22 protein-coding genes are annotated in these 22,918 nt (G+C 65.2%); 11 read left to right on the plus strand and 11 right to left on the minus strand.

Going from position 1 to position 22,918, the window contains the following annotated elements; translation table 11 throughout:
- The 4 genes from ACFOD4_RS12805 to ACFOD4_RS12820 form a co-directional block, all read left to right on the plus strand.
- The coding region (locus ACFOD4_RS12805) for a glycosyltransferase family 4 protein (protein WP_379596991.1) at positions 1-1,279 on the plus strand (1,279 nt) is incomplete at its 5' end.
- A complete protein-coding gene (locus ACFOD4_RS12810; protein WP_379596993.1) occupies positions 1,276-2,298 on the plus strand; it encodes a hypothetical protein in 1,023 nt (340 codons plus the stop codon). The genes ACFOD4_RS12805 and ACFOD4_RS12810, both read left to right, overlap by 4 nt.
- On the plus strand, positions 2,298-3,443 hold the full coding sequence (locus ACFOD4_RS12815) for a glycosyltransferase family protein (protein ID WP_379596994.1): 1,146 nt from the start codon (positions 2,298-2,300) through the stop codon (positions 3,441-3,443). The genes ACFOD4_RS12810 and ACFOD4_RS12815 overlap by 1 nt, the downstream gene beginning before the upstream one ends.
- A gap of 44 nt (positions 3,444-3,487) precedes the next feature.
- Positions 3,488-4,858 carry a hypothetical protein gene (locus tag ACFOD4_RS12820; RefSeq protein WP_379596995.1) on the plus strand — a complete coding sequence of 457 codons (1,371 nt, stop codon included), beginning with the start codon at positions 3,488-3,490 and terminating at the stop codon, positions 4,856-4,858.
- A 91-nt stretch (positions 4,859-4,949) separates the two neighbouring features.
- Here ACFOD4_RS12820 and ACFOD4_RS12825 read toward each other — a convergent pair whose 3' ends face one another.
- A complete protein-coding gene (locus ACFOD4_RS12825; RefSeq protein WP_379596996.1) occupies positions 4,950-5,264 on the minus strand; it encodes a hypothetical protein in 315 nt (104 codons plus the stop codon).
- Positions 5,265-5,451: 187 nt separating this feature from the next.
- Here ACFOD4_RS12825 and ACFOD4_RS12830 point away from each other — a divergent pair, with 187 nt between their 5' ends.
- From ACFOD4_RS12830 to ACFOD4_RS12850, 5 genes are all read left to right on the plus strand, one after another.
- On the plus strand, positions 5,452-5,901 hold the full coding sequence (locus tag ACFOD4_RS12830; RefSeq protein ID WP_379596997.1) for a MarR family winged helix-turn-helix transcriptional regulator: 450 nt from the start codon (positions 5,452-5,454) through the stop codon (positions 5,899-5,901).
- Between the two features lie 276 nt (positions 5,902-6,177).
- Entirely contained in the window at positions 6,178-7,335 is a 1,158-nt protein-coding gene (locus ACFOD4_RS12835) for an acyl-CoA dehydrogenase family protein (protein ID WP_379596999.1), read from the plus strand.
- Positions 7,332-7,454, plus strand: a complete 123-nt coding sequence (locus ACFOD4_RS12840) for a hypothetical protein (protein WP_379597000.1) — start codon at positions 7,332-7,334, stop codon at positions 7,452-7,454. The genes ACFOD4_RS12835 and ACFOD4_RS12840 overlap by 4 nt, the downstream gene beginning before the upstream one ends.
- On the plus strand, positions 7,451-8,440 hold the full coding sequence (locus ACFOD4_RS12845) for a Bug family tripartite tricarboxylate transporter substrate binding protein (protein ID WP_379597001.1): 990 nt from the start codon (positions 7,451-7,453) through the stop codon (positions 8,438-8,440). The genes ACFOD4_RS12840 and ACFOD4_RS12845 overlap by 4 nt, the downstream gene beginning before the upstream one ends.
- 26 nt (positions 8,441-8,466) lie before the next feature.
- Positions 8,467-9,570: an LLM class flavin-dependent oxidoreductase gene (locus ACFOD4_RS12850; protein ID WP_379597002.1), complete on the plus strand. Its 1,104-nt coding sequence runs from the start codon at positions 8,467-8,469 to the stop codon at positions 9,568-9,570.
- Positions 9,571-9,577: 7 nt separating this feature from the next.
- Here the strand turns inward: ACFOD4_RS12850 and ACFOD4_RS12855 are convergent, their stop codons facing one another.
- Genes ACFOD4_RS12855 through coxB form a run of 3 tightly spaced genes read right to left on the minus strand, consistent with a single transcriptional unit; the run spans position 9,578 to position 12,986 of the window.
- Positions 9,578-9,889, minus strand: a complete 312-nt coding sequence (locus ACFOD4_RS12855; protein ID WP_379597003.1) for a hypothetical protein — start codon at positions 9,887-9,889, stop codon at positions 9,578-9,580.
- The gene (ctaD, locus tag ACFOD4_RS12860) at positions 9,886-12,378 is read right to left on the minus strand and encodes a cytochrome c oxidase subunit I (protein ID WP_379597004.1); all 2,493 of its coding nucleotides are present in this window, start codon (positions 12,376-12,378) and stop codon (positions 9,886-9,888) included. The genes ACFOD4_RS12855 and ctaD overlap by 4 nt, the downstream gene beginning before the upstream one ends.
- Positions 12,375-12,986: a cytochrome c oxidase subunit II gene (coxB, locus tag ACFOD4_RS12865; protein WP_379597005.1), complete on the minus strand. Its 612-nt coding sequence runs from the start codon at positions 12,984-12,986 to the stop codon at positions 12,375-12,377. Before coxB ends, ctaD begins: the two co-directional genes overlap by 4 nt.
- Positions 12,987-13,052: 66 nt before the next feature.
- On the opposite strand from coxB, the gene ACFOD4_RS12870 reads away from it, so the two are divergent.
- Positions 13,053-13,586 carry a DUF2231 domain-containing protein gene (locus tag ACFOD4_RS12870; RefSeq protein WP_379597006.1) on the plus strand — a complete coding sequence of 178 codons (534 nt, stop codon included), beginning with the start codon at positions 13,053-13,055 and terminating at the stop codon, positions 13,584-13,586.
- On the opposite strand, the gene ACFOD4_RS12875 is transcribed toward ACFOD4_RS12870, so the two are convergent.
- The 4 genes from ACFOD4_RS12875 to ACFOD4_RS12890 are packed head-to-tail and all read right to left on the minus strand — an operon-like array spanning position 13,553 to position 17,912.
- Entirely contained in the window at positions 13,553-14,044 is a 492-nt protein-coding gene (locus ACFOD4_RS12875) for a CopD family protein (RefSeq protein WP_379597007.1), read from the minus strand. The genes ACFOD4_RS12870 and ACFOD4_RS12875 overlap by 34 nt on opposite strands.
- Complete coding sequence (locus ACFOD4_RS12880) at positions 14,041-14,736, minus strand: cytochrome c oxidase assembly protein (RefSeq protein WP_379597009.1); 696 nt, start codon at positions 14,734-14,736, stop codon at positions 14,041-14,043. The genes ACFOD4_RS12875 and ACFOD4_RS12880 overlap by 4 nt, the downstream gene beginning before the upstream one ends.
- A 58-nt stretch (positions 14,737-14,794) precedes the next feature.
- The gene (locus ACFOD4_RS12885) at positions 14,795-15,601 is read right to left on the minus strand and encodes a formate/nitrite transporter family protein (protein WP_379597011.1); all 807 of its coding nucleotides are present in this window, start codon (positions 15,599-15,601) and stop codon (positions 14,795-14,797) included.
- 40 nt (positions 15,602-15,641) lie between these two features.
- Complete coding sequence (locus ACFOD4_RS12890) at positions 15,642-17,912, minus strand: FdhF/YdeP family oxidoreductase (protein ID WP_379597012.1); 2,271 nt, start codon at positions 17,910-17,912, stop codon at positions 15,642-15,644.
- 310 nt (positions 17,913-18,222) lie between these two features.
- On the opposite strand from ACFOD4_RS12890, the gene ACFOD4_RS12895 reads away from it, so the two are divergent.
- Positions 18,223-18,726, plus strand: a complete 504-nt coding sequence (locus tag ACFOD4_RS12895; RefSeq protein ID WP_379597014.1) for a hypothetical protein — start codon at positions 18,223-18,225, stop codon at positions 18,724-18,726.
- A gap of 87 nt (positions 18,727-18,813) precedes the next feature.
- Here the strand turns inward: ACFOD4_RS12895 and ACFOD4_RS12900 are convergent, their stop codons facing one another.
- The 3 genes from ACFOD4_RS12900 to ACFOD4_RS12910 form a co-directional block, all read right to left on the minus strand.
- The gene (locus ACFOD4_RS12900) at positions 18,814-19,104 is read right to left on the minus strand and encodes a hypothetical protein (RefSeq protein ID WP_379597015.1); all 291 of its coding nucleotides are present in this window, start codon (positions 19,102-19,104) and stop codon (positions 18,814-18,816) included.
- A gap of 4 nt (positions 19,105-19,108) precedes the next feature.
- Positions 19,109-19,744 carry an AAA family ATPase gene (locus tag ACFOD4_RS12905; protein WP_379597073.1) on the minus strand — a complete coding sequence of 212 codons (636 nt, stop codon included), beginning with the start codon at positions 19,742-19,744 and terminating at the stop codon, positions 19,109-19,111.
- 83 nt (positions 19,745-19,827) lie between these two features.
- On the minus strand, positions 19,828-22,914 hold the full coding sequence (locus ACFOD4_RS12910; RefSeq protein WP_379597017.1) for an efflux RND transporter permease subunit: 3,087 nt from the start codon (positions 22,912-22,914) through the stop codon (positions 19,828-19,830).
- Positions 22,915-22,918: the final 4 nt, after the last annotated feature.

The raw sequence follows: 22,918 nt of genomic DNA on the forward strand, positions 1-22,918 counted from the left end.
GCTGCGCGCCCTGCGGCAATTCCCCGGCCTGACCACCATCCACGACATCGGACTGTTCTATCTTTACGAGCTGGAGCGGCCCGGCATTGATGCCATGCTGGCCGAGATGGAGCGCGCCACGCCACGCCTCGCTCCCACCTATGGCCGCCACTGGAAGCAGCTCGGCATCAAGACCGGCGCCAACTACGCCCTGTTCGACATGCAACGGGAATTGCTGGCAGGCTCCAGCGGCGTCGTGGTGCATTCGCATTTCGCCAAGGCCAAGCTTTCCGCCATCTATGGCGAGGCGGCGACCCGCCATGTTTCTGTGATTCCGCATTTTGCACCGCCCCTCAACATGGCAGGGCAGCAGGAAGCACGGCAGAAGCTGGGTCTGCCGCAGGATGCCTTCATCGTCACCACCTCCGGCTTCGCCACCCAGGCCAAGCGCTTCGACTGGCTGATGCAGGCGCTGGAGGAGATCCTGGCCACCGGCACTGAGCTGATCTGGGTCCATGCCGGAGAGGAGCGCCCTTCCGAATACGCCCTATCGGCCGAACTGCGGCAATACCCGCTGCTGCGCGAGCGGGCGCGCTTCACCGGCTATATCGACGAGGACACGCTGAACGCGCAGATCTCGGCCTGCGATGTGCTGGTCAATCTGCGCTTCCCTTCGGTGGGCGAAAGCTCGGGCTCGTTGGCACGCGCCTTCTCGGCCGGGCGCTGCTGCCTGGTCACCGATACCGCCTCCTACCGCGAATTGCCGCGTGACGCGGTGGTGCATCTGCCGGTGCTCAACCCGGTGCCCGCTTTGGTGGCAGCGCTAACCGCGCTGCGCAGCGATCCAGAGTTGCTGCGCGGCATCGGCGAGAATGCCCGTCGGTTTGCCCATGGGCCGCTATCGCTGGAGGTGGTGGGCCGTCAGTATCGCGACGCCATCGAAGCGACCGCCGAGGCAGCGATGTCGCGTCCGGGTCTGTTGCCGCGGCCGAAGCCGCCCGCCACCCTGCCCTGCCTGACGGTGGATGGCACTGCCGGGCTGAACCGACAGGCGATCAGCCGGCTGCTGCATGGGCAGGATGGCTCCTGCCAGATCCTGCTACGCTTCGGCAGCCTGCAGGACATAGCCCATGCCAGCCAGCGGCAGGCCCCTCTGCTACGTGGCTTGCTGCCCGAACATGCAAGGCTGGTCGATATGCGGGTGCTTTCGGGAAGCGGCGGCGACACGCTGTTGCCGCCGGATATCGCCCGGCAATGTGGCATCTTGCTGCAATTGGATCTGAGCGGAGCCCGGGCATGAGCGACGTTCCGATCCCGGCCGCGACCTTCTCCGACACGCAGCTGCGGGTGCACGCGATTCGCCTGCTCGGACGATGGCTGGCGCAGGCCTGTCCCACCATGGCCGTGCTCGACCTGACTTTTCCACGTGCAGCCTTGGCCGGCGCCGTGCCGGGCGCGCTGCTCGGCATCGCCGATCCGGATGCACTGCCGGATGGGGAGCGGCGCTTCCTGGAACGTTTCCGCCCCGCAGGTGGGCGCTACGCGTTCAGCCTCGGCACGGTGCCGTGGGAGGCATCCGCGGAAAGCGGCTGGGACAAGCCCGGAGCGCTGCGCGTTGTTCATGCCGAGACCCCGCTTGCGCCTGTTCTGCTGCGCGACCTGCTGCTGCTGGCGCCCCGCCCCGCCTTTCTCGGCTGCGGTCGCTTCGACCCCGAGCCTTTGCGCCGCGAGGGCTACGCCACCCTGATGCTGAGCATCGGCATCGGCGGATGGACAGGCCATTTCGCTCTCATGCTGCCTGATGGCGGGGTGCAGGACATGGCCAGTGCCCTGGCCGAGGCGGGGCAGCGCCTGGGCATGGTCATGGCCGGGCCGGACCAAGTGCAACTGGCCGCCGATCCGCCCCGCGCATCAGCCGACATGCCGCTGCTGGCCGAGATCCCTGCTGCGGCCCTGGCGCATGACGGCGATTACCGAAGCGAGGCGGATGGCAGCTACACTTGGCTCTGGAGCGGCCCCGAACGGCATTTTCGCATGGCGCTGGGGAGCCTGCCGCCATTGGCGCGCTGGCTGAAGATCGCGGTGATCGGCGTGCCGGACAGTGCGCTGCTGGATGACCTGGCCGCCACGGTCAATGGCGCACGGGTGCCGCACCGGGTTGAGCGGTGGTCGGATACCAGTGGCGGCATCCTGGTGGATCTGCCGCGCGGACCGCCGGCCGACATGGTGCTGGGCCTCGCGGCCCGGCGGGTGATCCAGGAAAAGAACGGCGAGCGCCGTCTCGGCTTCTGCGTGCACAAGATCGAGGTGTTCTCCTGATGGCCGGCCCGCGCATCCTGGTTGTGTCGCCGATCCCGTCGCATCCGGCCGATCAGGGCAACTCCGCCCGCATCCAGGCCCTGGGCCATCAGCTGAAGCAACGCGGCGCGGTTGCCGACTTCTTCTACTACGGCATGGAAGGTCTCTCGGAGGGGCAGCGGGCAACCATGTCGGCCTTTTGGAACCGCTTCCACTTCATGCCGTCCCAGGCGTTGGCCAAGCAGCGTTTCGCGACCTGCTGGGGGCTCGATGACTGGTGCCCGGCCGAGTTGGTCGAAGCTGTGCGCAAGGTCTTTGTGGCCGGCCGCTACGATGCAGTGGTGGTCAACTACGTCTGGATGTCACGCATCCTGGAAGGGATCGAGGGCGCCGTTCGCATTCTCGACACGCATGACTTGTTCGGCGACCGGCACCTGATCTCGCAGCGCACCGGGTTGGAACCGCGCTGGTTCTTCACTTCCGCCACCGAGGAGGATCGCGGCTTCGCCCGTGCCGACATCGTCATCGGCATCCAGGATGCGGAATCGGCCATCATCCGGCGCCGCTTCGGCGGCACGGTGCTGACGGTCGGCTACCCCATGGCGCCCCGCTTCCTGACCGATGATCTGCCGGCCGAGCCGCCGCTGATGTTCGGCTATCTGGGCAGCGGCAATCCGTGGAATGTCCGCTCGATCGGGGCGCTGGATACGGCATTGGCGCTGGAAGGGCAGCATGCCGAAGGCCGGATGGATTGGGCAATCGCCGGCACCATCCTGCGGCGGAACCCGGATTATGCGTCCCGCCCCATGCGGCTAGGCGTGTTGCCGACGGTGGACCAGTTCTACCAGAAAGTCCGCTGCGTGCTGAACCCGATGCTGGGTGGCACCGGGCTCAAGATCAAGACGGTGGAAGCACTGGCCTATGGCCGCGCCACCATCGGTACCGAGGATGCGTTTGTCGGCCTGCCGGCCCGGCATCCGGCACACCGGCTGACCGACATGGCCGGCATGGTCGCGGTGATGCGCGACTACCAGCGGTCAGTGGCGCTGCGGCAGGAACTGCTTGATGCCTCGATGGGCCTTTACTTGGACTATCTGGCCCATGTTGGCGGCGAGTATGATCAGCTTGTTAAAGCTTGCGGTGGTGATTTCCGTGATGCAGCCTAACCCTAAGTTGTCCTGTCTGCGGAGCAGCCGTTAAGATGACTTTCATGACCGAGCGCCCCCAGACCAGCCTCCTGTTCCAACCGGAAGGCAGCGTCTTTCAGCAGATCACCTTACGCTGTGGCGCCGATTGCACGGTGGACGACACCATTACCGCCTATGTGCTTGGCATCGAGATCGGTCGGCGCCACATCGTTGGCCAGTTCCGCGCCGGCGAAACGATCGGCCTTCCGGTACGCTACCTGCCGCTGGTCGATCTGCCGGCCACCATCCGGCTGAGCAGCGAGAAAGGCTGTATCGCCGACGGCACCGAGATTCCGGTGCGCAGCGCCGATGATGCGGTGCGGCTGGTCGGCCCGGGCACGGTGGTGGTGGAGCGGCTGCAATTCAGCCAGGGCCTGCTGCGCGGCTTCGCGGTGAACCGGGTCAACGGCCTGAACACGCCGGTACTGTTCGCCCGCATCAACCGGCTGGCGACGCGGCAGGTGACCATGGACAGGCCGCGCCTGCTGGATGATGGCGGCTGCTCCTTCGGCTTCGTGGTGCAGCTCTACCCAACTGATCTGGGTGAGAACGGGTTCAACGTCGATCTGCACATTGTCGGCGACGAAGCGCCGCTGGCCAGCTTCCAGTATGCCCGCGCCGATGGCGACGACGCCACGCGCAAGCTGCTGGAGCTGGAAGGCCGGCTGGCCCAGATGCAGCAGATGACGACCTTGCAGATCGCCGCGCTCAACAGCGACTTCCGCCGCCGCATGGACGCGCAGCAGGAGCGGATCGACGCCTTCATCGACTATGCCTCCTGCCTGTTGTTCGATCAGGTGGCGAGCGATGCCATTGCCGGGGCGGGCGGCGCGGCGCTGGAGCCTGACCCGGCGATGCGGCAGAAGATCGACAGCTTCCGCGAGATGATTGCCGCGGCCACCCGCAAGGGCAAGCCGGCCCAGGGCGCGCCGCGCCTGGCCCGCACCCTGCAGGTGACGCCGCGTGCCGAGAACTTTTCCTTCGGCTGGTACGATGTGGAGACCGATCCGCGCGGCAGCTTCCGCTGGATGGGGCAAAGCGGCATGGTGCTGAACCCGGCGCCGACCCGTGCGCTGCGCGGTCTGTGCATCGCGTTGCGGCACCTTTTCAAGACCGAGCGGCCGATGCTGCGCGTTTTCCTCGACACGGCCGAGGTTGAGGCGCGTATCGAGGCGGCCGGTCCCCCTCACGTCTTCAACGTCCTGATCGAGCAGCCCAAGGATGGGGCGCCGCTCGGTGCCTTCCAGACGGTGCGGATCGAGAGCTTTATCGCCGGCCGGCCGGCCGACGAGGACAATGGCACCGACCAGCGCCTGCTGTCGATCGCGGTAGGCGAGGTGGTGTTCACCTATGCCGACGGAGAGGACAGTGTGCAGGTGGTCGGCGAAAGCTGAGGCTTCGGCCAGAAACGTGAAAAGGCCGGGTGGCCCCGCGCAGGGCACCCGGCCTTTTTCATGCGGCGCAGTGGCCCGGAGGGGCCGCCGTTCAGCGGGCCGCCAGGGTGGTCGCGCTCGGCGCGGCTGGCAGGTAGACAACGTTCCCCTCGGAACCCCCCTCGAAGACCGGCACACCGGCCGAATGGCGGGCATACCGGGCATCCTCGTGGATGATGCGGAGGTTGTTGCCGTTGCCGCGGGTTTCCACCTGGCCGCCGCCAACGATGTTGCCGCTGTAGCTTTCATCGTAGGTGACGGTGAAGTTCTCGCCCCGGTCCGTGACGGCCAGGGGCTGGGCGATGGCGGAACCGGCGGCAAGGCCCAGCAGGGCGGCGGCGGCGAGGAAGGTACGGGAAGCGTTCATGGTCGTGATCCTTTGAGCTAGGCGCCGCACCGGTGTGGTGGGCGTCGTCGTTGGCGAGTAGATATGCCGCGATTACATCGTGTGCGACTATTTATTGTGCATGGCTGCCCTGCGTTATGTTCTGGACGATCTGATCGCGTGCGATTTAAATAGGGTTCATCGCAAAGCACCTTCAGGAGGCCCACTCATGAGCGCCCGTGACGATCTGTCGCTCGATAATTTCCTCTGCTTCGCCATCCACTCGACGGCGCATGCCATCCAGCGCGCCAACAAGCCGCTGCTGGAAAAGCTGGGGCTGACCTATCCCCAGTATCTGGTGATGGTCGTGCTCTGGGCGGAAGATGGGCAAACGGTGGGTGCCATTGGCGAGCGTTTGTTCCTGGAAAGCAGCACCCTGACCCCCTTGCTGAAGCGGCTGCAGGCTGCGGGGCTGATCCGTCGCGCCCGCGATGCGGCGGATGAGCGGCAGGTCCGCATCCACCTGACCGATGAGGGCCGTGCCCTGCGTGACAAGGCTGCCAGCATGCCCGGCTGGTATGAGCAGAATTGCGGCGGCAAGGCGGAAGAAACGCAAGCGCTCCATGAAGCAGTGCTGAAGCTGCGCAGGATGCTCACGGACAAGCAGCAGCGCGACTGAGATGACGGGCGCGAGTTGGCGCCAAAAAACCTTATAACGATATTGTATGGTGCTTTTCTGAAAAGCCTGCGTTCCGATGGAGGGCAGGCCTTTCTGTTCTCTTGGTCATGGCACGGAATGGCCCAGCCAAGCTGATCTGCATATTAAACCTTTTCTGTAGTGTTTTTTCCTTAAAGCGATATAGTTTGGTGAAATTGGTGGCTGATGGTGGCCGCCATGCTCTGCCATCCGCTGTCCGTCGTGACAGGCGTCCTAAGCCGAAGGGAAACACGCCGCATGTCCCTTGCCCTGCACCAGGATCAGGCCACGGATCTTGAGGCGCTGAGCACCGCCTTCGCCACGCGAGCCGCGGAGCATGACCGCACCGCGCGCTTTCCCCATGTGAACTTTGCCGCGCTGCAGGCGGCCGGGCTGATCGGCCTAACCGTGCCCCGTGCCCAGGGTGGGCAAGGGGAAGGACTGACAGCCGCCATCGAGGCGATCGAGGCCGTTTCACGCGGCTGTGCCTCCACTGGTCTGGTCTTCGCCATGAACCTGACGCATCAGGCGGCGCTGGCGCGTGACACTGCCTTTCCCGAGGCACTACGGACACGGGTGGGAGCGGATGCGGTGCGCCATGGCGCGCTGATCAACGCGTTGCGGGTGGAACCGGAGATGGGATCGCCCTCGCGCGGCGGGCTGCCTCAAACAACCGCCCGACGTCAGGCGGACGGCTCCTGGCGGCTCTCGGGGCGCAAAATCTATTCCACGGGTGCGCCGGGTCTGGGCTGGATGCTGGTCTGGGCACGGGACGATGCCGATGAGCCCCGGGTCGGCCCGGTGCTGGTGCCGGCCCGTGCGTCAGGCATCACGGTTGAGGAGAGTTGGGACCATCTCGGCATGCGGGCCACAGCCAGCCATGACGTGGTGTTCGAGGATGTGCGGCTGGAGGATGCCCACCTCGCCGCGCTTCGCCCGCCCGCCGCCTGGCGCAGTCCGGATGCCGTGGGGCTGGCGTGGAACGCCGCTGGGCTGGGCGCCATCTATACCGGCATTGCCCGGGCCGCCGCTGCCTGGATCGCCACGTTTCTGCGGGAGCGCGTACCAAGCGGCCTCGGCAAGCCGCTGGCCACCCTGCCGCGCATGCAGGAGAAAGCCGGCGGTATTGAGGCCCTGCTGAACGGCAATGTGAGACTGCTGCGCGGTCTGGCCGCCGAGGTGGATGCCGGCACTCCACCCCCCGCATCCGAAAGCGGGCTGCTCAAGACCACGATGATCGAGAATGCTGCCCAGGCAGTGGAGATCGCGGTTTCGCTGGCCGGCAACCATGCTTTGTCGCGCCGCAATCCGCTGGAACGTCATTGGCGCGACGTCCAATGCGGCCGGGCGCATGTTCCCACGGTCGATTTCGCCCATCAGGCCGCCGGCCGAGACTGGCTGGAAGGCGCGGCATGAAGCGGCTCGCCTTTCGCACTGGGCTGGCCATCGGCGCGGCCCTGCTGGCCGTGCAGTGGCTCGGCCTTTCCACCCTTTCCGAACCGACCGATGCCCTGCCCCAGGAGGCCTCCCGATGACCACAAGACGCACGCTTCTGGGCGCCGGCCTGGCCACGCCTTTCATCCTCTCCAGCATGGCTCACGCACAGGGGAGTTCCCAAACGGGTGGCGAAGCCTATCCGAACCAACCCATCCGGCTGGTCTGCCCCTACCCGCCCGGCGCCACCAGCGACAACGTCACCCGGGTGATGGCGCGCGCGCTGTCGGCACGGCTCGGCCAGACGGTGGTGGTGGATAACCGTGCAGGGGCGGGCGGCGCCGTCGGCACTCGCCATGTCGCGGATTCCAGGGCCGACGGTTACACGTTGCTGACCGCCTCGGGCGGCAACCTGCTGATCTCGCCCTATCTCAGCGATGTGGGCTACGACCCGCTGCGCAGCCTGGCGCCGGTTGCCATGGCGGGTGAGGCTTATTCACTGGTTGGCATCAGCGCTGCCCTGCCCGTGAAGACCCTGCCGGAACTGATCGCCTATGCGAAGCAGCATCAGGGTGAGCTGAACTATGCTTCGTCCGGCATCGGCTCGACCGGGCATCTGCGGGGTGCGCTGCTGGCCGAAGCGGCCGGCTTCGAGGCGGTCCACATCCCCTTCCCGGGCAGCGCCGCGGCGGTCAACAGTGTGCTCGCCGGCGATTGCCAGATCCTGATCGACCCGGTGGTGGCGCCGCATGTGCAGGGGGGCAAGATCCGTCCCCTGGCCGTGGTCGGCACCGGACGCTGGGAGGATTTCCCCGATGTGCCCAACGTCACCGAACTGGGCATCGGGCAGGAATGGCCCTCTAGCGGCTGGTACAGCCTGTTCGCCCCCGCCGGCGTGCCGCAATCCGTCATTGCCCGGCTGAACGCCGCTTACAACGATGCGCTCGCCGACCCCGAGATCGCTCTGGCGCTGCGCCGCCTTGGTCTGAAGCCGGAGCCGGTCGAGCCGGGTCAGCTGCGCCAGCGCTTGGCCCGTGAGTACGCCGCCAGCGGCGTCACACTGCAACGCCTGCGCATCACCGCCTGAAGCCGCCAGAAACGGAGGAACACGACATGGCGCATCCCCTGCAGGTCATCGGCATGATCGCGCACCGGCCGATGTCCGAGATCCATCCGCCCAGTGGCCCGGTCTTCGATCCCGGCTACATCGCCCGCTTCGCGCAGGCGCATGAGCAGGCCGGCTTCGACCGCATCCTGGTGGCGTGGAGCGGCTCCTCGCCAGACTCGCTGCTGGTGGCGCAGCACGCGGCGGCCTCGACACAGCGCATCGGGCTGATGGTGGCGCACCGGCCGGGCTTCATCGCGCCCACCCTGGCGGCGCGGCAATTCGCCACCTTCGACCATCTGAGCGGCGGCCGCGCCGGCATCCACATCATCAGCGGCGGCAGCGATGCCGACCAGCAGCGCGATGGCGACTACCTGTCCCATACCGAGCGCTATGCGCGGACGGACGAGTATGTCGGGCTGTTGAAGCAGGTCTGGACCAGCACCGGCCCCTTCGACCATGAAGGCCGATACTATCGCATGACCAATGCCCGCACCGATATCCATCCGGTGCAGAAGCCGCATCTGCCGGTGTTCTTCGGCGGCTCCTCAGACGACGCCATCGCCTTTGCCGGCAAGCATGCCGACATCTACGCCTTCTGGGGCGAGACGCTGGATCAGGCGCGTGAAACCATCGGCAAGGTGCGTGCCGCCGCCGAGGCAGCCGGGCGCGATCCGGACAGCATCCGCTTCAGCCTGTCCTTCCGCCCCGTGCTGGCGGAAACGGAAGCGGCAGCCTGGGACCGGGCACGGAGCATCCTGGCGCGCATCCGTGAATTGCGCGGCGAAGGCATTGGCGCCGCCCCGGGCACCAGCTCCAAGCCGCAGAGCGTCGGCTCGCAGCGACTGCTGGATGCGGCCAAGGGTGGCGCTGTGCGCGACAAGCGGCTCTGGACCGAGGTGGCTGCAGCAGTCGGCGCCGGTGCCAACACCACCGCGCTGGTCGGCACGGCGGAGCAGGTAGCGGAATCTCTGCTGGAATACCGGACTTTGGGTGTCGATACCTTCCTGATCCGCGGCTTCGACCCGCTGGAGGATGCGGTGGAGTTCGGCCGCAGTCTGATCCCGGCGCTGCGGACCCTGGACCAGGCACCCAAGGCCCGCGCGGCCTGAGCCGGCTTCACACGCAGGCGGAGGCAATGGTCACCGGCACGCCGGTGATCACTGTCGCTGCGCAGCCGACCACACTGGATGCCAGGCTCAGCCGTTTCTCAAATCCGACGGACGCGGTTCTTGTCCACCAGATAAGGATCGCGCCCGCCGCGCTAAGCAGGATCCAGGTCGAAACCATCACCCAGCGAAACAGCGTGCTTCCGGCGATCCGGATCTCATGCCACCCGCTCTCGCAGCCAAACCCGTGCAGCGCATAGAGCAGCGAGAAGCCAAAGGCCCAAAGCAGCAGCCCGGCGCTGATCCGTGCCAGAAACATCATGACATCACCACCGGCACCAGCACGCACAACAGCACGATCAGCGTGGCGACACCGGCATAATCGCCAAAGAGCTGCGCCACCGAAACCTCCAGCGTACGGGTGCCAGAAACATGTCCGGAAGCAATGCGGGCGCGGATAAAGGCGGCGCATAGCAGCGCAATAAGAGCATGGACTGCGGCGTAGACCAGAAGCGCCCAGCAGATCGCGGCATAGGCGTGACCGCTTGGTGATGGCAGTTCCATGATGCCCAGAGCCACCAGCACGCCAATTACCACCGCCTGCAAGCCCGCAGCGATGCTGGCTGAGCGTGATGCGGAAGCGGTCGATCCTTTCCTGCTGGCCGATGCAGCGTGGCGCGTCAGGAGGGTGCCGGCTATCGCTGCCAGCGCGGCTAACAGCCCTAGGAGAACTCCACCGCCAATCAGCTCGGGCGGCGGCCAGTTGGGTGCCACGACCCAGAGAAAGGCGTAGCCGAACAGCAATGAACCTAGCAGCGTTGCATCGGAGATCAGTAGGAACACGCTTCCCCACCATCCCGGCGCACCGGTTGTTTCGCGATGGGTCAGCGCCGTTTCGCCGGGACGGATTGACACCTGGCCAAGATCTTCCCGCCAGCCCAGAACCCAGGCCCAGCGCCAGCCCAGTGCGATAACACCCGCCAGGGGAACCAGTGCCAGCCAGTAAAAGCCGAACAACAGGCACAGAAAGAAGCTTCCCGTCACCGCGGCGGTCATGATCGGCAGCCCCGTATTGCCGGGCAGCACAACAACATGGTCCACCGTGCCGGTAGTGATATCGACGGCCATGGTTTCGCGCCGCCCATGACGCGCCTCCGCCAGATAACCTTCGCCCCGCGCGAGCCGCAGCCCGAGCTCGGGGTCTGTGACCAGCGGATCGCGATCCTCGACATGCGGCTGACTGGCGAAATTGTAGGCGGAGGCAGGAATCGGCATGGCCCATTCCAGCGTACTGCTTCCCCAGGGATTGCGGCGACTGCGGCGCGACAGAAAGATCTGCAACGCAACGTCGATGGCGAACAGCGCGAAGCCGAAGGCCATGACGAAGCTCCCTACGGAAGACAGCAGGTTCAGCCACGTCCAGCCCATTCCGTCGGGATAGGTGTAGATCCGGCGTGGCATTCCCAGCAGCCCGGTCAGGTGCATCAGGAAGAAGGTGACGTTGAAGCCGACGAAGATCAGCCAGAACGCCGCTTCGCCGAGCTTCGGCACCCGGGCACGGCCGGTGAAGTGCGGCAGCCAGTAGTAAGCCCCTGCCAGCATCGGGAAGATAAAGCCACCGACCAGCACATAGTGCAGATGTGCGACGACAAAATGGGTGTCGTGCGCCTGCCAATCGAAGGGCACCATGGCCAGCATCACCCCGGTCAGTCCGCCGAGGACGAAGATCAGGAAGAAGCCCAGCAGGTAGAGCATGGGCAGCTTCAGCTCCGGCCTGCCGTTCCACAGCGTGCCAAGCCAGGCGAAGATCTGCAGCGCCGTCGGCACCGCCACCAGCGCCGAGGCGGCGGAGAAGAAGCCCAGAGCCATGTGCGGGATGCCGGTGGTGAACATGTGGTGCACCCACAGTCCAAAGCTCAGAAAGGCCAGGGCCAGCAACGCGGCCACAATCCACCCGTAGCCCAGGATGCGGGTCCGGGCCATCACCGGCAGCACGGTGGACACCACACCGGCGGCGGGCAGGAAGATGATGTAGACTTCCGGGTGGCCGAATAGCCAGAACAGGTGCTGCCACAGCAGCGGGCTGCCGCCACGATCGGGATCGAAGAACGGCCAACCAAAGGCCCGTTCCACCTCCAGCAGGATCGAACCCAGGATCAGCGGCGGAAAGGCGGCGATCATCATCAGCGCAGTGATCAGCAGATACCAAGCGAAGAGCGGCATCCGGTCCAACCGCATGCCCGGTGCCCGCACCTTCAGGATAGAAACCGTGATCTCAATGGCCGCGGCAACTGCCGAGATCTCCACAAAGGTGATGCCGAGCAACCAGACATCGGCATTGATGCCGGGCGTGTAGATCTTGGATGACAGCGGCGTGTACATGAACCAGCCGCTATCCGGCGCAACGCCAAACGCCAGCGACGCGATCAGGATCGTGCCGCCGAACAGGTAGCACCACCAGCCATAGGCTGAGAGGCGCGGAAAGGCCATGTCGCGGCTGCCCAGCATCTTCGGCAGCAGATAAAGCGCCAGTCCCTCGAACATCGGAATGGCGAACAGAAACATCATGATGCTGCCATGCATCGTGAAGAGCTGGTTGTAGATCTCGGGCCCCACGAAGGCGCTGCCGGGAGTTGCGAGTTGCGCCCGGATAAGCATCGCCAGAACCCCGCCAATGGCGAAGAAAGCAAAGGCGGCGATGATGAACCTGCGGCCGATATCGGAGTGATTGACCGAGATGGCTGTTCCGCGCCAGCCCCGTGGCGAACCCCAGATTGCGGTCAGCACGCGATGGCGTTTGAGCGCGTTCATGGCCTTTCTCCGAGCTGAAACGCGGCCCAGCCGGCCTCGTCATACGCCATCACGCGAAAGCTGTGCGTGGTGTGCTCCAGGCCGCAGAACTCCGCGCACAGGCCTTCAAACTCGCCAGGGCGGCTGGCCTCGATCCGCAGAACGTTCACATGCCCGGGGATGGCGTCCATCTTCCCGGCCAATCTGGGCACCCAGAAGCTGTGGATCACATCGGCGGCGGAGATGCGCACATCGACAGGCCGACCCGCGGGGATATGCAGCACGTTCTGCGTCTCGATCGCGCCTGTCGCACCCGGCTGACGGAAATTCCAGAACCATTGATGGGCAGTGGCCTCAACCGTGATGGCTTCCGGCACCGGCCGCGCGATCGTGCGTTCACCGATGCCGAGCGCAAAGCCCAGCAGGACCATCAGGATGGTGGTCGGCATGGCGACACCCAGCCAGCCGATCCACAACGAGGTTCCGGGCGCCCTCCGAGGACGACGGATGAAGGCCATGGCGAGCAGCGCCATCACCAGCAGCGTCAGCACCGCGGAGCCGGCCAGCATCGCCCACCAGAGGGTCGCGACAGAGGCGGCCGCGGGTCCTGCCGTGTCGAGGGTCGACAAGGGGCCAGAGCAACCCCCAACAGCCAGCGCTGTTATCGTGGCGCGCAGCCGGTATAGCATAGGGCGATGGCCTCAATTTCCGAAAAATCCAAAGGTTCCACGAAGGGCGACACGCTGGTCGACCCTATCTCGGCGCATCCGGCCTTCAACCGGACCGAATCGCAGATCGCCGTCGCGGGACATCCGATCCACGCCATGCTGGTGGCCTTTCCGATCGCGCTGGCCATGTGCACCCTTGGCGCTGACGGCTTCTATTGGTGGACAGGCGATGTCTTCTGGGCGCGGGCCGCTCTCTGGGCGAGCGGCATGGCGTTTCTGCTGGGGGTGACGGCCGGCGTGTCGGGAACGGTCGAGCTGCTGATGGTGCGGGGCATCCGCATCCGTGCCGCGAGTTGGACGCATTTCGTGCTGGCCGTGATGCTGCTTTCCATTCTGGGCGCGAACTGGGGCTATCGCCTGACAGGCTACGAGCAGGCGGTGCTGCCCTGGGGCATCATGCTGTCGCTGTTCGCGGCAGGCTTCACTGGCCTGACCGGCTGGCATGGCGGAAAGCTGGTCTTCGACTATCACATCGGCACCTCGTCCACCGGCAGGGACTGACCTCGCGGCTCAAGCAGCCATGCGGGGCCCGGCCATCCGTCGATGAGGGGCTTGCCGAGAACCAGGACCAGGATCGCCAGCATCGCCACCAGAGACGCGGTAACCAGCGGCATGGCGGTCGGCGGAGTATAATCTCCCTGCTGCTCGCCCATCTGCAGCGTGATGTGTCCGATCCAGGCATGGACGATCACCAGCACCCCCACTGCCACCAGCTTCACGAACATCCAGGGGACGAACACGCTCCGCATGAAGATCAACGCAGTGCCCACTGCGATCGCGATAACGGCAGCGGGTGTGATCAGCCGCACATAGGATTGGTGCGTCACCACCCTCAAGCGCGTGAAATCGATCTGATCACCGTCAGGGCCATGCCGTGCCAGCAGCAATGGCAGGCCGACGAGTCCCGCGCACCAGATCGACAGGGCCGCGATATGGAGGAACTTAAGGGTGGCGATCATGTCGCAGCGGCGATCCGGACCCAGGCACGCCGGGCCACAGCCGCCAGGACCACCGCATAGGGAATGATCCCCGGCACCCACATCACCAGCCCGGCAAGTTGCTGATCGGCAACTTGCTCCAGGCCCCAGGGCAGCGTGGTGCCGAAATGGGCGGCATAGAGAGGGGCTGGGGCAAAGGTCAGCAGCGCGCCCAGCATGCCCATCTGCGCCATGCCCAGGATGGCGGACATCGCCGCCGTCACAGGGGGCGCCGCGAACAGGGCGCGCCAGAACCAGGCTGCCGTGCCCAGCAGGCTGACCTGCATCAGCCAGTACATCGCTGTATCGGCCAACGCCCAATCGTAGAGCGAGGGGAGATGCCACGCCCACAACGTGAGGGTGGAGATTGCGAAGGCCGCGCCGAGATAGCCCGGGCGACGGGCTGGAAAGGCCAGGGCGATCAGGGGCGCTGCCACCGCGACGATCAGCAGATGATGCACGGCCCGCGCCGAGAACAGGGCGACGCTCATGGCGCAGATCGGGGACACGAAGGCCAGAGCCAGTACGCCCAGCGCCGCCCAGACCAGCCGTGGATGTTGCGACCGTGGTGCCATGATCGCCGCGATGCCCAGTGCCAACAACAGCACCGGGTCCATGTTCCAGCGATGGAGCCATTCGGATGGGTCTGGCGGCGTGCCGCAGTAGCTGGTCATGAGCGAGGTACCTCGGCGTGCCGGCGAATGTGTCAGTGGGTCAGGGCGCAGCGCATTGTCAGGCTTCCTGCCGCAATGCGTTGTGGCCATAGGCAAGGCCGACTGCCAGAAGAGCCCCGCCTACAAGATTGCCCAGGCTGCTCAGCAGGAGGTTCTGCAAGCCGGCAAGCCAAGCCACGCCTTCGGACGGCATGGCGAGCCAGCCCAGGGGCAGGATCGACATGTTCGCTACGGAATGCTCCAGCCCCGCGGCGACAAAGATCATGATGGGACCGGTGATGGCGAGGATCTTGGCCGGGATCGTCGTTGCGCCCATCGACATCCAGACCGCCAGGCACACCAACATGTTGGCCAGGATGGCGGAACAGAACACCGCCAATGGCGACTTGGCCAGCTTGCTCTCGACCATGCTCGCCGCCGCTTCTCCCACCCCCTCCTCCAGCCCGCCGCCGGCCACAAAGAACAGGGCGACCGCCACACTGCCGGCGAGATTGCCGATCCACACGATGGTCCAGGCCCGGATCATGCGGCCGACCGGCAGTGCGCCTGTGGCCGCTGGCAGCACCATCATCGTGTTTCCGGTAAACAGTTCCGCGCCGACGATCATGACCAGGATCAGCCCGACGGAGAAGGCAAGGCCTGAGAGGAGCTGCACCGCTCCCATCGCATCGCCCGCTCCAAGCCCGGTCTGGGCCAGCCCCGACTGGGCCACCATGGAGATCACCGAACCGAAGGCGATGAAGGCGCCGGCGAAGCTGGCCAGCACCATCATCCGCATCCAGGGCTGCTGCGCCTTGGCGGCCAGCGCTTCCGGCGCCGCCTGCGCGATCGCGCCGCCCACGGGATCCTTGCGGGTGTCGCTCATCGATGCTCCCTGGCGCGCTTCCTGCCCGCAGCGAACCGCATCATGCGGCCGCTTCGATCCGCACCGGCACGGCCTTGCAGGCCGGGGTCTTGGATTTACGGTCGTGATGCTGAAGCGGGATCAGAGGATTCAGCTCGGGATAGTAGCCGGCGATGCTGCCATCCGGCAGGTCGAAGGGCACCACCTCCAGCGCATCGATCCGCCGTGCCAGCCCATCCTGTGCATCGCCGACCAGCGACACGCGCTGCCCGGCCACAAGTCCGGCGCGGCGCATCTCCTCCGGATTGATCAGCACGACGTCGCGCTTGCCTTCGATGCCCCGCAGGCGATCGCTGTAGCCATACACAGTGGTGTTGAACTGGTCGTTGGAGCGCAGGGTGATCAGGCGATAACGACCCTCGGCATCCGGTACATCGGTCGCGGCCAGCATGGTGGGTGCCGTGAACTGCGCCTTGCCGCTTTCCGTTTTCCAAATCCGCTCCCGCGCCTTGTTGCCGCGGTAGAAGCCACCTGGCTCGAACATGCGTTCATTCATCCGGTAAAACTCTTCCGGATAGGTTTCGGCGATCAGATCGCGGACCAGGCCATAATCCGCTGTCCATTCATCCCAGCGCACCTTCGGATTTGGCTGCAGCGTTTCCTTCGCCATGCCGGCGACGATTGCCGTCTCCGACTTCAGACGCTCGCTGGCAGGTTTGCGGTGGCCCAGCGAGCCGTGAATATGGCTGAAGCTATCCTCGATGGTCACGGTCTGCGGTCCGCCTGATTGCAGGTCCTCTTCACTGCGGCCGAGGCAAGGCAGCAGATAGGCGACGCGACCGTTGAAGAGATGGCTCCGGTTCAGCTTGGTGGCGATCTGAACCGTCAGTCGCATGGTCTGCCAGGCAGGCTCGATCCGTGACTGGTCCGGGATAGCCCGTAGGAAATTGCCCCCCAGCCCGATGAAGGCCTGCACCTTGCCCTCCAGCAAGCCCTCGCACATCTCGACGGTGTTCATGCCCTTGTCGCGCGGCGGCTCGAAGCCAAACAGTTCAGCGAGCTTGTCGAGCGGCACCAGCTCAGGCTTCTCGGCGATGCCGACAGTGCGTTGGCCCTGCACGTTGGAATGGCCGCGAACCGGGCAGATGCCTGCGCCCGGCCGGCCGATATGGCCGCGCATCAGCAGCAGGTTGACCAGCATAGCGATGTTCTCAAAGCCGTGCACATGCTGGGTCAGGCCCATGCCATACACGCCGATCACACGCTCCGCCCGCAGGTAAACTTCGCCGGCCGCTTCGATATCGACCCGGCTCAGGCCGGAATCACGCTCGATGCTGTCCCAGGATGTTTCCCTGACCTTGGCGCAGAAGGCATCGAAGCCGGTGCAATGCTGATCGATAAAGGTTCGGTCGATCACCGCCCCGCCGCTGCGTTCATCCTCGGCGAGGATCGTCTTGCACAGCCCCATGATGGCCGCGATGTCGCCGCCAGGCCGCAGCTGGAGGTACTGAGAGCTGATCGGCGTACCCTTGCGCGTCAGCATCTGCACCGGACGTTGCGGATTGATGAAGCTGGTCAGCCCCTTCTCCTGGATGGGGTTGAAGGTCACGATCTTGCAGCCGCGCTCGGCGGCCTTTTGAAGCGGGTGAAGGAAGCGCGGGCTGTTCGTTCCGGTGTTCTGCCCAAAGAAGAAGATGGCATCGCATTGCTCGAAATCGTCCAGCACGCAGGTGCCCACAGGCGAACCGATCAGCTCCTTGAGGGCCACCGATGTTGTCTCGTGGCACATGTTCGAACTGTCAGGGAGGTTGTTGTGGCCGTAAAGCCGGGCAAAGAGCGCATAGAGATAGGATGTCTCCAGGCTTGCCCGGCCCGAGGCGTAGAACACCGTTGATTTCGGGTCGACGGCCTTCAGCTCGGCGCCAATCGCCGAGAAGGCCTCCTGCCAATCGCAGGGAACATAGCGGTCGCTGGCCGCATCGTAGCGCAGCGGATGGGTCAGGCGCCCCTGCTGCTCCAAATCATAGTCGCTCCAGCTCCGCAGCTCCGCCACGCTGTGCTGGGCGAAGAATTCCGGCGTGCAGCGCCGGCTGGTCAGTTCCCACAAGGTGGCCTTGGCGCCGTTCTCGCAGAACTCGAAGGCATGGGGATGCTTTGGTTTGCCCCAGGCGCAGCTGACGCACATGAAGCCGCCAGGCTTGTTCTGCTTGCGCAGCGTGTTCAAGGCCCCCGGCGACGACATCTCCCGGGCGGTGGTTTCGACAATCCCGCGCAGAGAGCCCCAGCCGCCCGAAGCGCCGTCATAGGTAACGGTGTCGGACTGCACTGCCATGGTATGCCCCCTCGCTGATGGTCCGCATCGATAAGGGCAGGCCGGTTATGAGGTTGCAAAAGATTAACAATTTCTGTGATTCTGTTTAGTTGAGTAACACAAGGTCCCCTTGGGTCCGTGCCATCGCATCCGGTAAGGGGGGATTATCGTAAAGTAAAGCTTACGCTAAAGTTCGCGCCAAACGGGTATGGCCAAAAAGACGCAACCTACAAGTGTTGTTGCTATGGGTCGCAAACCCTCTTGCCGGGCTCACCGAACCCATAGTAGATGTTGTTCATCACGAAATCGTGAGCAACGATCGGGGGCCAAGATGGCGCTTCAAGCTTCGGCGGATTTCTCCTCTGCGGTTCTCGACATCACTCAGGCGATGCTCGACGACATTCCGTCGCGCGGCGATGTCCGGGAAATGGAAGGCGCCTATCTGCGGATCAGCGTGATCCACGGGGTTTGCGTCGAGATCGAGCCGATGCTCGACAAGGACGGGCTGGTGCCTTCCGCCATTCTGAACGGCCTGGTGATCCGTTGCCTGATCCCCAAGGGTATCGACCTCGAGAACCTACGGGATAGCCTGCAAGGCGGGGATGCCGGCCGGCTGGTGCGGGCCGTGTTGAGCGGCCACCAGGTGGAACTGACGCATCAGGGCGGCAAGGGCTGGCTATCGCGGCGCGCCGAATTTGCCCGGCTTGAGCTGTTGAACGTTCTATGGCGGCTGGGAGAAATGCCGCGCCGGCATCGCTCCCTGGAACTATCCGTTCCCCTGCTCGGCCTGCCCGTGGCGTCCATGCAAGCCGAAGGCATCGGGGCTGCCTTCTGAGCATGCTGGCGTCGGGCCATGGCGCCGACTTGCGGCGCCGGCCGCTTCACGCAACTCCTTTAGGTAGATAGCTAGCTATCTACCTAGCTAATCTGTGTTGTCGGCCAAACCAAGGTCACGGAGCTTTTCTGTGGCCCATGCTTCCAGGGCTGCTTCCATCGCGTCCTGCTTCCGCATCCCGAGGCGCATAGCCAGGAAGCTGTACTTCAATGCCAACGGCTCCGGGATTTTGGTATTTACCTGCACACGCAGATCAGGCCGCACCTTGGGATCAAGCCAAGGCAGATGGGCCCGCACCGGTGTGGCCGGTGTGGCCGTGGCACCGGATACGAAATCCTCTTCGCTCTGTGGCCGCCGGCCCGGCATCTTGATCGGCATCGCCTCAGACCCCGAACAATTCGTCATGCAGGAAGGCGATCTCGGTGAAGGCCTTGGGATCGCGGCGTGGCATCTCTCCCACCGTCAGTCCCTCCCCCGCCGAATGATTGAATGCCGCGCGGAACACGATCATGGACTGAAGCAGCCGGAAGCGCGGCATGTCGGACAACACCTCAGTGGCCTCGCGTCGGGCACGGTCGCTGGCTGTGGGGGGAACCTGGGACAGGCACACTACCGCCTGCAGCTTGTCGTTGAAGCCTTCAGCCAGGGCGATCACCTCCTGCATCTTCAGGAGTGTCCAGAAATCGAAGGAGCCCGGACGCAGCGGCATCAGCAACGTGTCGGCGGCCAGCATCGCCGAGCGGAATTCCTGGCTATCCGCGCCGCCTGTATCCACCACAATGTCATCGTAGTGCCGAGCCAGTTCCTTCAGTTCCACATGAACCTTGCCACCTCGCAGCGTGACGCAAGGCAGTTGCGGTACTTCAGGGTGCTCCTTGCGGGCGTCGCTCCAGGTGGAGGACGTGCCCTGGCTGTCGGCATCGACCAGCACCATGGAACGGCCGACCGCCTTGCGCGCCACAGCCAGATGCGTGGCCAGCGTGGTTTTGCCGACACCGCCTTTTTCCCCGCCCACCATTAAGATCAATATCTTAGCTCCTAGCTCACCTAGCTATCTAGCAAGCTAGATATAGGATAGCTACCTTTCTAGGTAGCTATCTTCTACTCGGCCGGCTGTGGAGCGACATGCTTCTGGCGGCGGAACCGATCGAGCAGCAGAAACGTCACCGGGGTGGTGTAGAGTGTCAGCACCTGCGAGACGGCAAGCCCCCCAATGATGGCAATGCCCAGCGGCTGGCGCATCTCCGCCCCCGTGCCAGTGCCGACTGCCAGCGGCACGGCACCGAGCAGGGCTGCCAGCGTCGTCATCAGGATCGGGCGGAACCGGTCTCGGCAGGCAGCCAGAATGGCAGCCTGGCTGCCGAGCCTTTCCTCCCGCTCATGCTCCAACGCGAAATCCACCATCATGATGGCGTTCTTCTTGACGATGCCCATCAGCAGGATGACGCCGATCAGCCCCATGACCGAGAAGGGCACCCCTGTTACCAGCAGCGCCAGCAGCGCGCCCAGCCCGGCCGAGGGAAGCGTGGAGATAATGGTCAGCGGGTGGATGTAACTTTCGTAGAGGATGCCGAGCACCAGGTAGATCGACACGAGCGCTGCCAGGATCAGCATGGGCTGGGAGCGGTTGAAGCTCTGGAAGGCCGCGGCGTTGCCGCCATACTGCGAGCGAATCGTGCCCGGCAGCATCGCTTCCCGCTCGGCCTGCTGCACCAGCGCCGTGGCGTCGCCAAGTGCTATGCCTTCGCCCAGATTGAAGCTGATGGTGGTGGCCGGAAATTGCCCCCGATGCGTGACGCGAAGCGGCGCTGTATCCCGTTCCACCCGCGCCAATGCCCGCAGGGGGATCTGGTTGCCATCGCCAGCCGGGACGAAGATGCGGTCGAGCTGCGCGGGCGATTGCTGCAGCGCCGGATCGATCTCCAGCACCACCTTGTACTGATTGCGGCTGCGGTAGATGGTCGAGACCTGACGCTGCGAATAAGCGTTGTTCAACGCCGCGCCCACATCATCCATCCCGACGCCAAGCCGCGCCGCCGCATCGCGATCGATCACCACGCGGTTCACCAGCCCGGCGCGCTCCTGGTCGCTGGAAACATCGCTGAGGCCATCCACGGTGCGCAGCTTCTCCACCATGGTATTCGTCCATGTGCGCAGCTCGTCGAGATCGGCGCCGAGCAGGATGTAGGAGTAGGTGGCGTTGCCGGGACGGCCGCCGATGTAGATGTCCTGCTGCGTGCGCAGAAAGGCACTGGCGCCCGGGATACCTGACAAGGCAGGGCGGAGCCGCGCGACCACCTGCTCGGCCGAGACGCCGCGTTCCTCCTGCGGCTTCAGCTGCACATAGAGTTGCCCGGAATTGGTGCCGCCGCTGAAGCTGCTGCCGCCGACCTGGGCGCCGACGCTGGCCACGGCCGGATCGGCGGCGATGATGCGTGTCACTTCCTGCTGCAATCGTGCCATGGTGGCGAAGGAGGTGTCGGGCGCGGCCTGAACATTGCCGGCAAGCAGCCCCGTATCCTGCTCGGGGAAGAAGGCCTTGGGAATGAGGATGTAGAGCCAGACGGTGAGCGCGATGCAGCCGAAGCTCGCTATCAACGCCAACCAGCGGAAGCGCAGCACCACCGCGAGCGAGCGCATATAGGCCGAGATCACTGCATCCATCGCCGCGTCGAAGCCGCGGCTGAAGCACCCGGGCGGGCGTGTCGCGGGACGGTCCATCCGGGCGGCAATCACCGGCGTCAGGGTAAGCGCCAGCACCGCCGAAATGGCGACGGCTACGGCAAGCGTCACCGAGAACTCGCGGAAGAACCGTCCGACCAGCCCATCCATCGCCAGCAGCGGAATGAACACGGCGATCAGCGAGAGGGTGATGGAGACGATGGTGAAGCCGATCTGCCGCGCGCCTTCCAGTGCGGCTTCGTGCGGGGGAAGGCCACGCTCGCGCATCCGCGCCATGTTCTCGATCATGACGATGGCGTCGTCCACCACGAAGCCCACCGAGATGATCAGTGCCATCAGCGAGAAGTTGTTGAGCGAATAGCCCAGCAGCCAGATGACGAAGAGCGTGCCGAGCAGCGAGAGCGGCACCGTGGCGCAGGCGGCCAGCGTGGGGCCGAGCCGCCGCAGGAACAGCGCCACCACGCCGATCACCAGGGCGATGGTGAGCAGCAGGGTCAGCTCGACCTCCTCGACGCTGGCGCGGATGGTGCCGGAGCGGTCACTCATCACATCGATGCTGATGCCACCGGGTACCCACTTCCCGAGCTGCGGCAACTGCTCCTTCACGCCGGCGACGACATCGAGCACATTCGCGTCTGCCTGCTTGAACACCATCATCAGGATGGCCTGGCGGTCGTTGAACCAGGCCGCCTGGCGGCGGGAGCGCGTGCCATCGGTAACGTCGGCCAGCTGCGACAACCGCATGATGCTGCCATTGGCTGTCTTGACGGCCAGCCCCGCATAGTTGGTCGCGGCACCCATGCGGTCATTGACGTGCAACTGCGCCGACTGCTCCTCGCCCTCGATATGGCCGACAGGCTGGGTAACGTTGGCGCTGGTGATAGCGGTGCGGATGTCGTCGAAGGAGATGCCGGCCGCGGCCGCCGCATCGGGATTGATGGAGACTCGCACCGCCGGCTGATCGGCACCACCCAGCTGCACCTGCGCCACCCCCGGCACCTGCGACAGGCGCTGCGCGACGATGCTGTCGGCAACGTCGTAGAGCGCGGCAGGGCGCAGCGTGGAGGAGGTCATGGCCAGGATCAGCACCGGGGCATCGGCCGGGTTGATCTTGCGGATGGTGGGCGGGTTGGGCATGCCGGAGGGCAGGTCCTGCCGCGCAGCGTTCACCGCCGCCTGCACGTCGCGTGCCGCATCCGCCTGGCTGCGCGAGATGTCGAACTGGATGATGATGTTGCCGGTACCGGTAGAAGCGAAGGCCGTCATCTCGGTGATACCCGAGATCTCGCCGATACGGCGCTCCAGCGGCGCCAGCACGGTCGCCGCCAACGTCTCCGGATTGGCGCCGGGCTGGCTGACGCTGACGAAAATGGTCGGGATATCGACGCGCGGCATGGATGAGACGGGAAGCCGCCACAGCGCAACCAGCCCCGCCAGCGCGAGGCCAAGCGCCAGCAGCATCGTCGCAACGGGCCGGCGCAGAAAGGGTCCGGAGATCGAGAACATGACG

The sequence above is a fragment of the Teichococcus globiformis genome (assembly GCF_042646265.1).
GTDB classification, from domain to species: Bacteria; Pseudomonadota; Alphaproteobacteria; order Acetobacterales; family Acetobacteraceae; genus Pseudoroseomonas; species Pseudoroseomonas globiformis.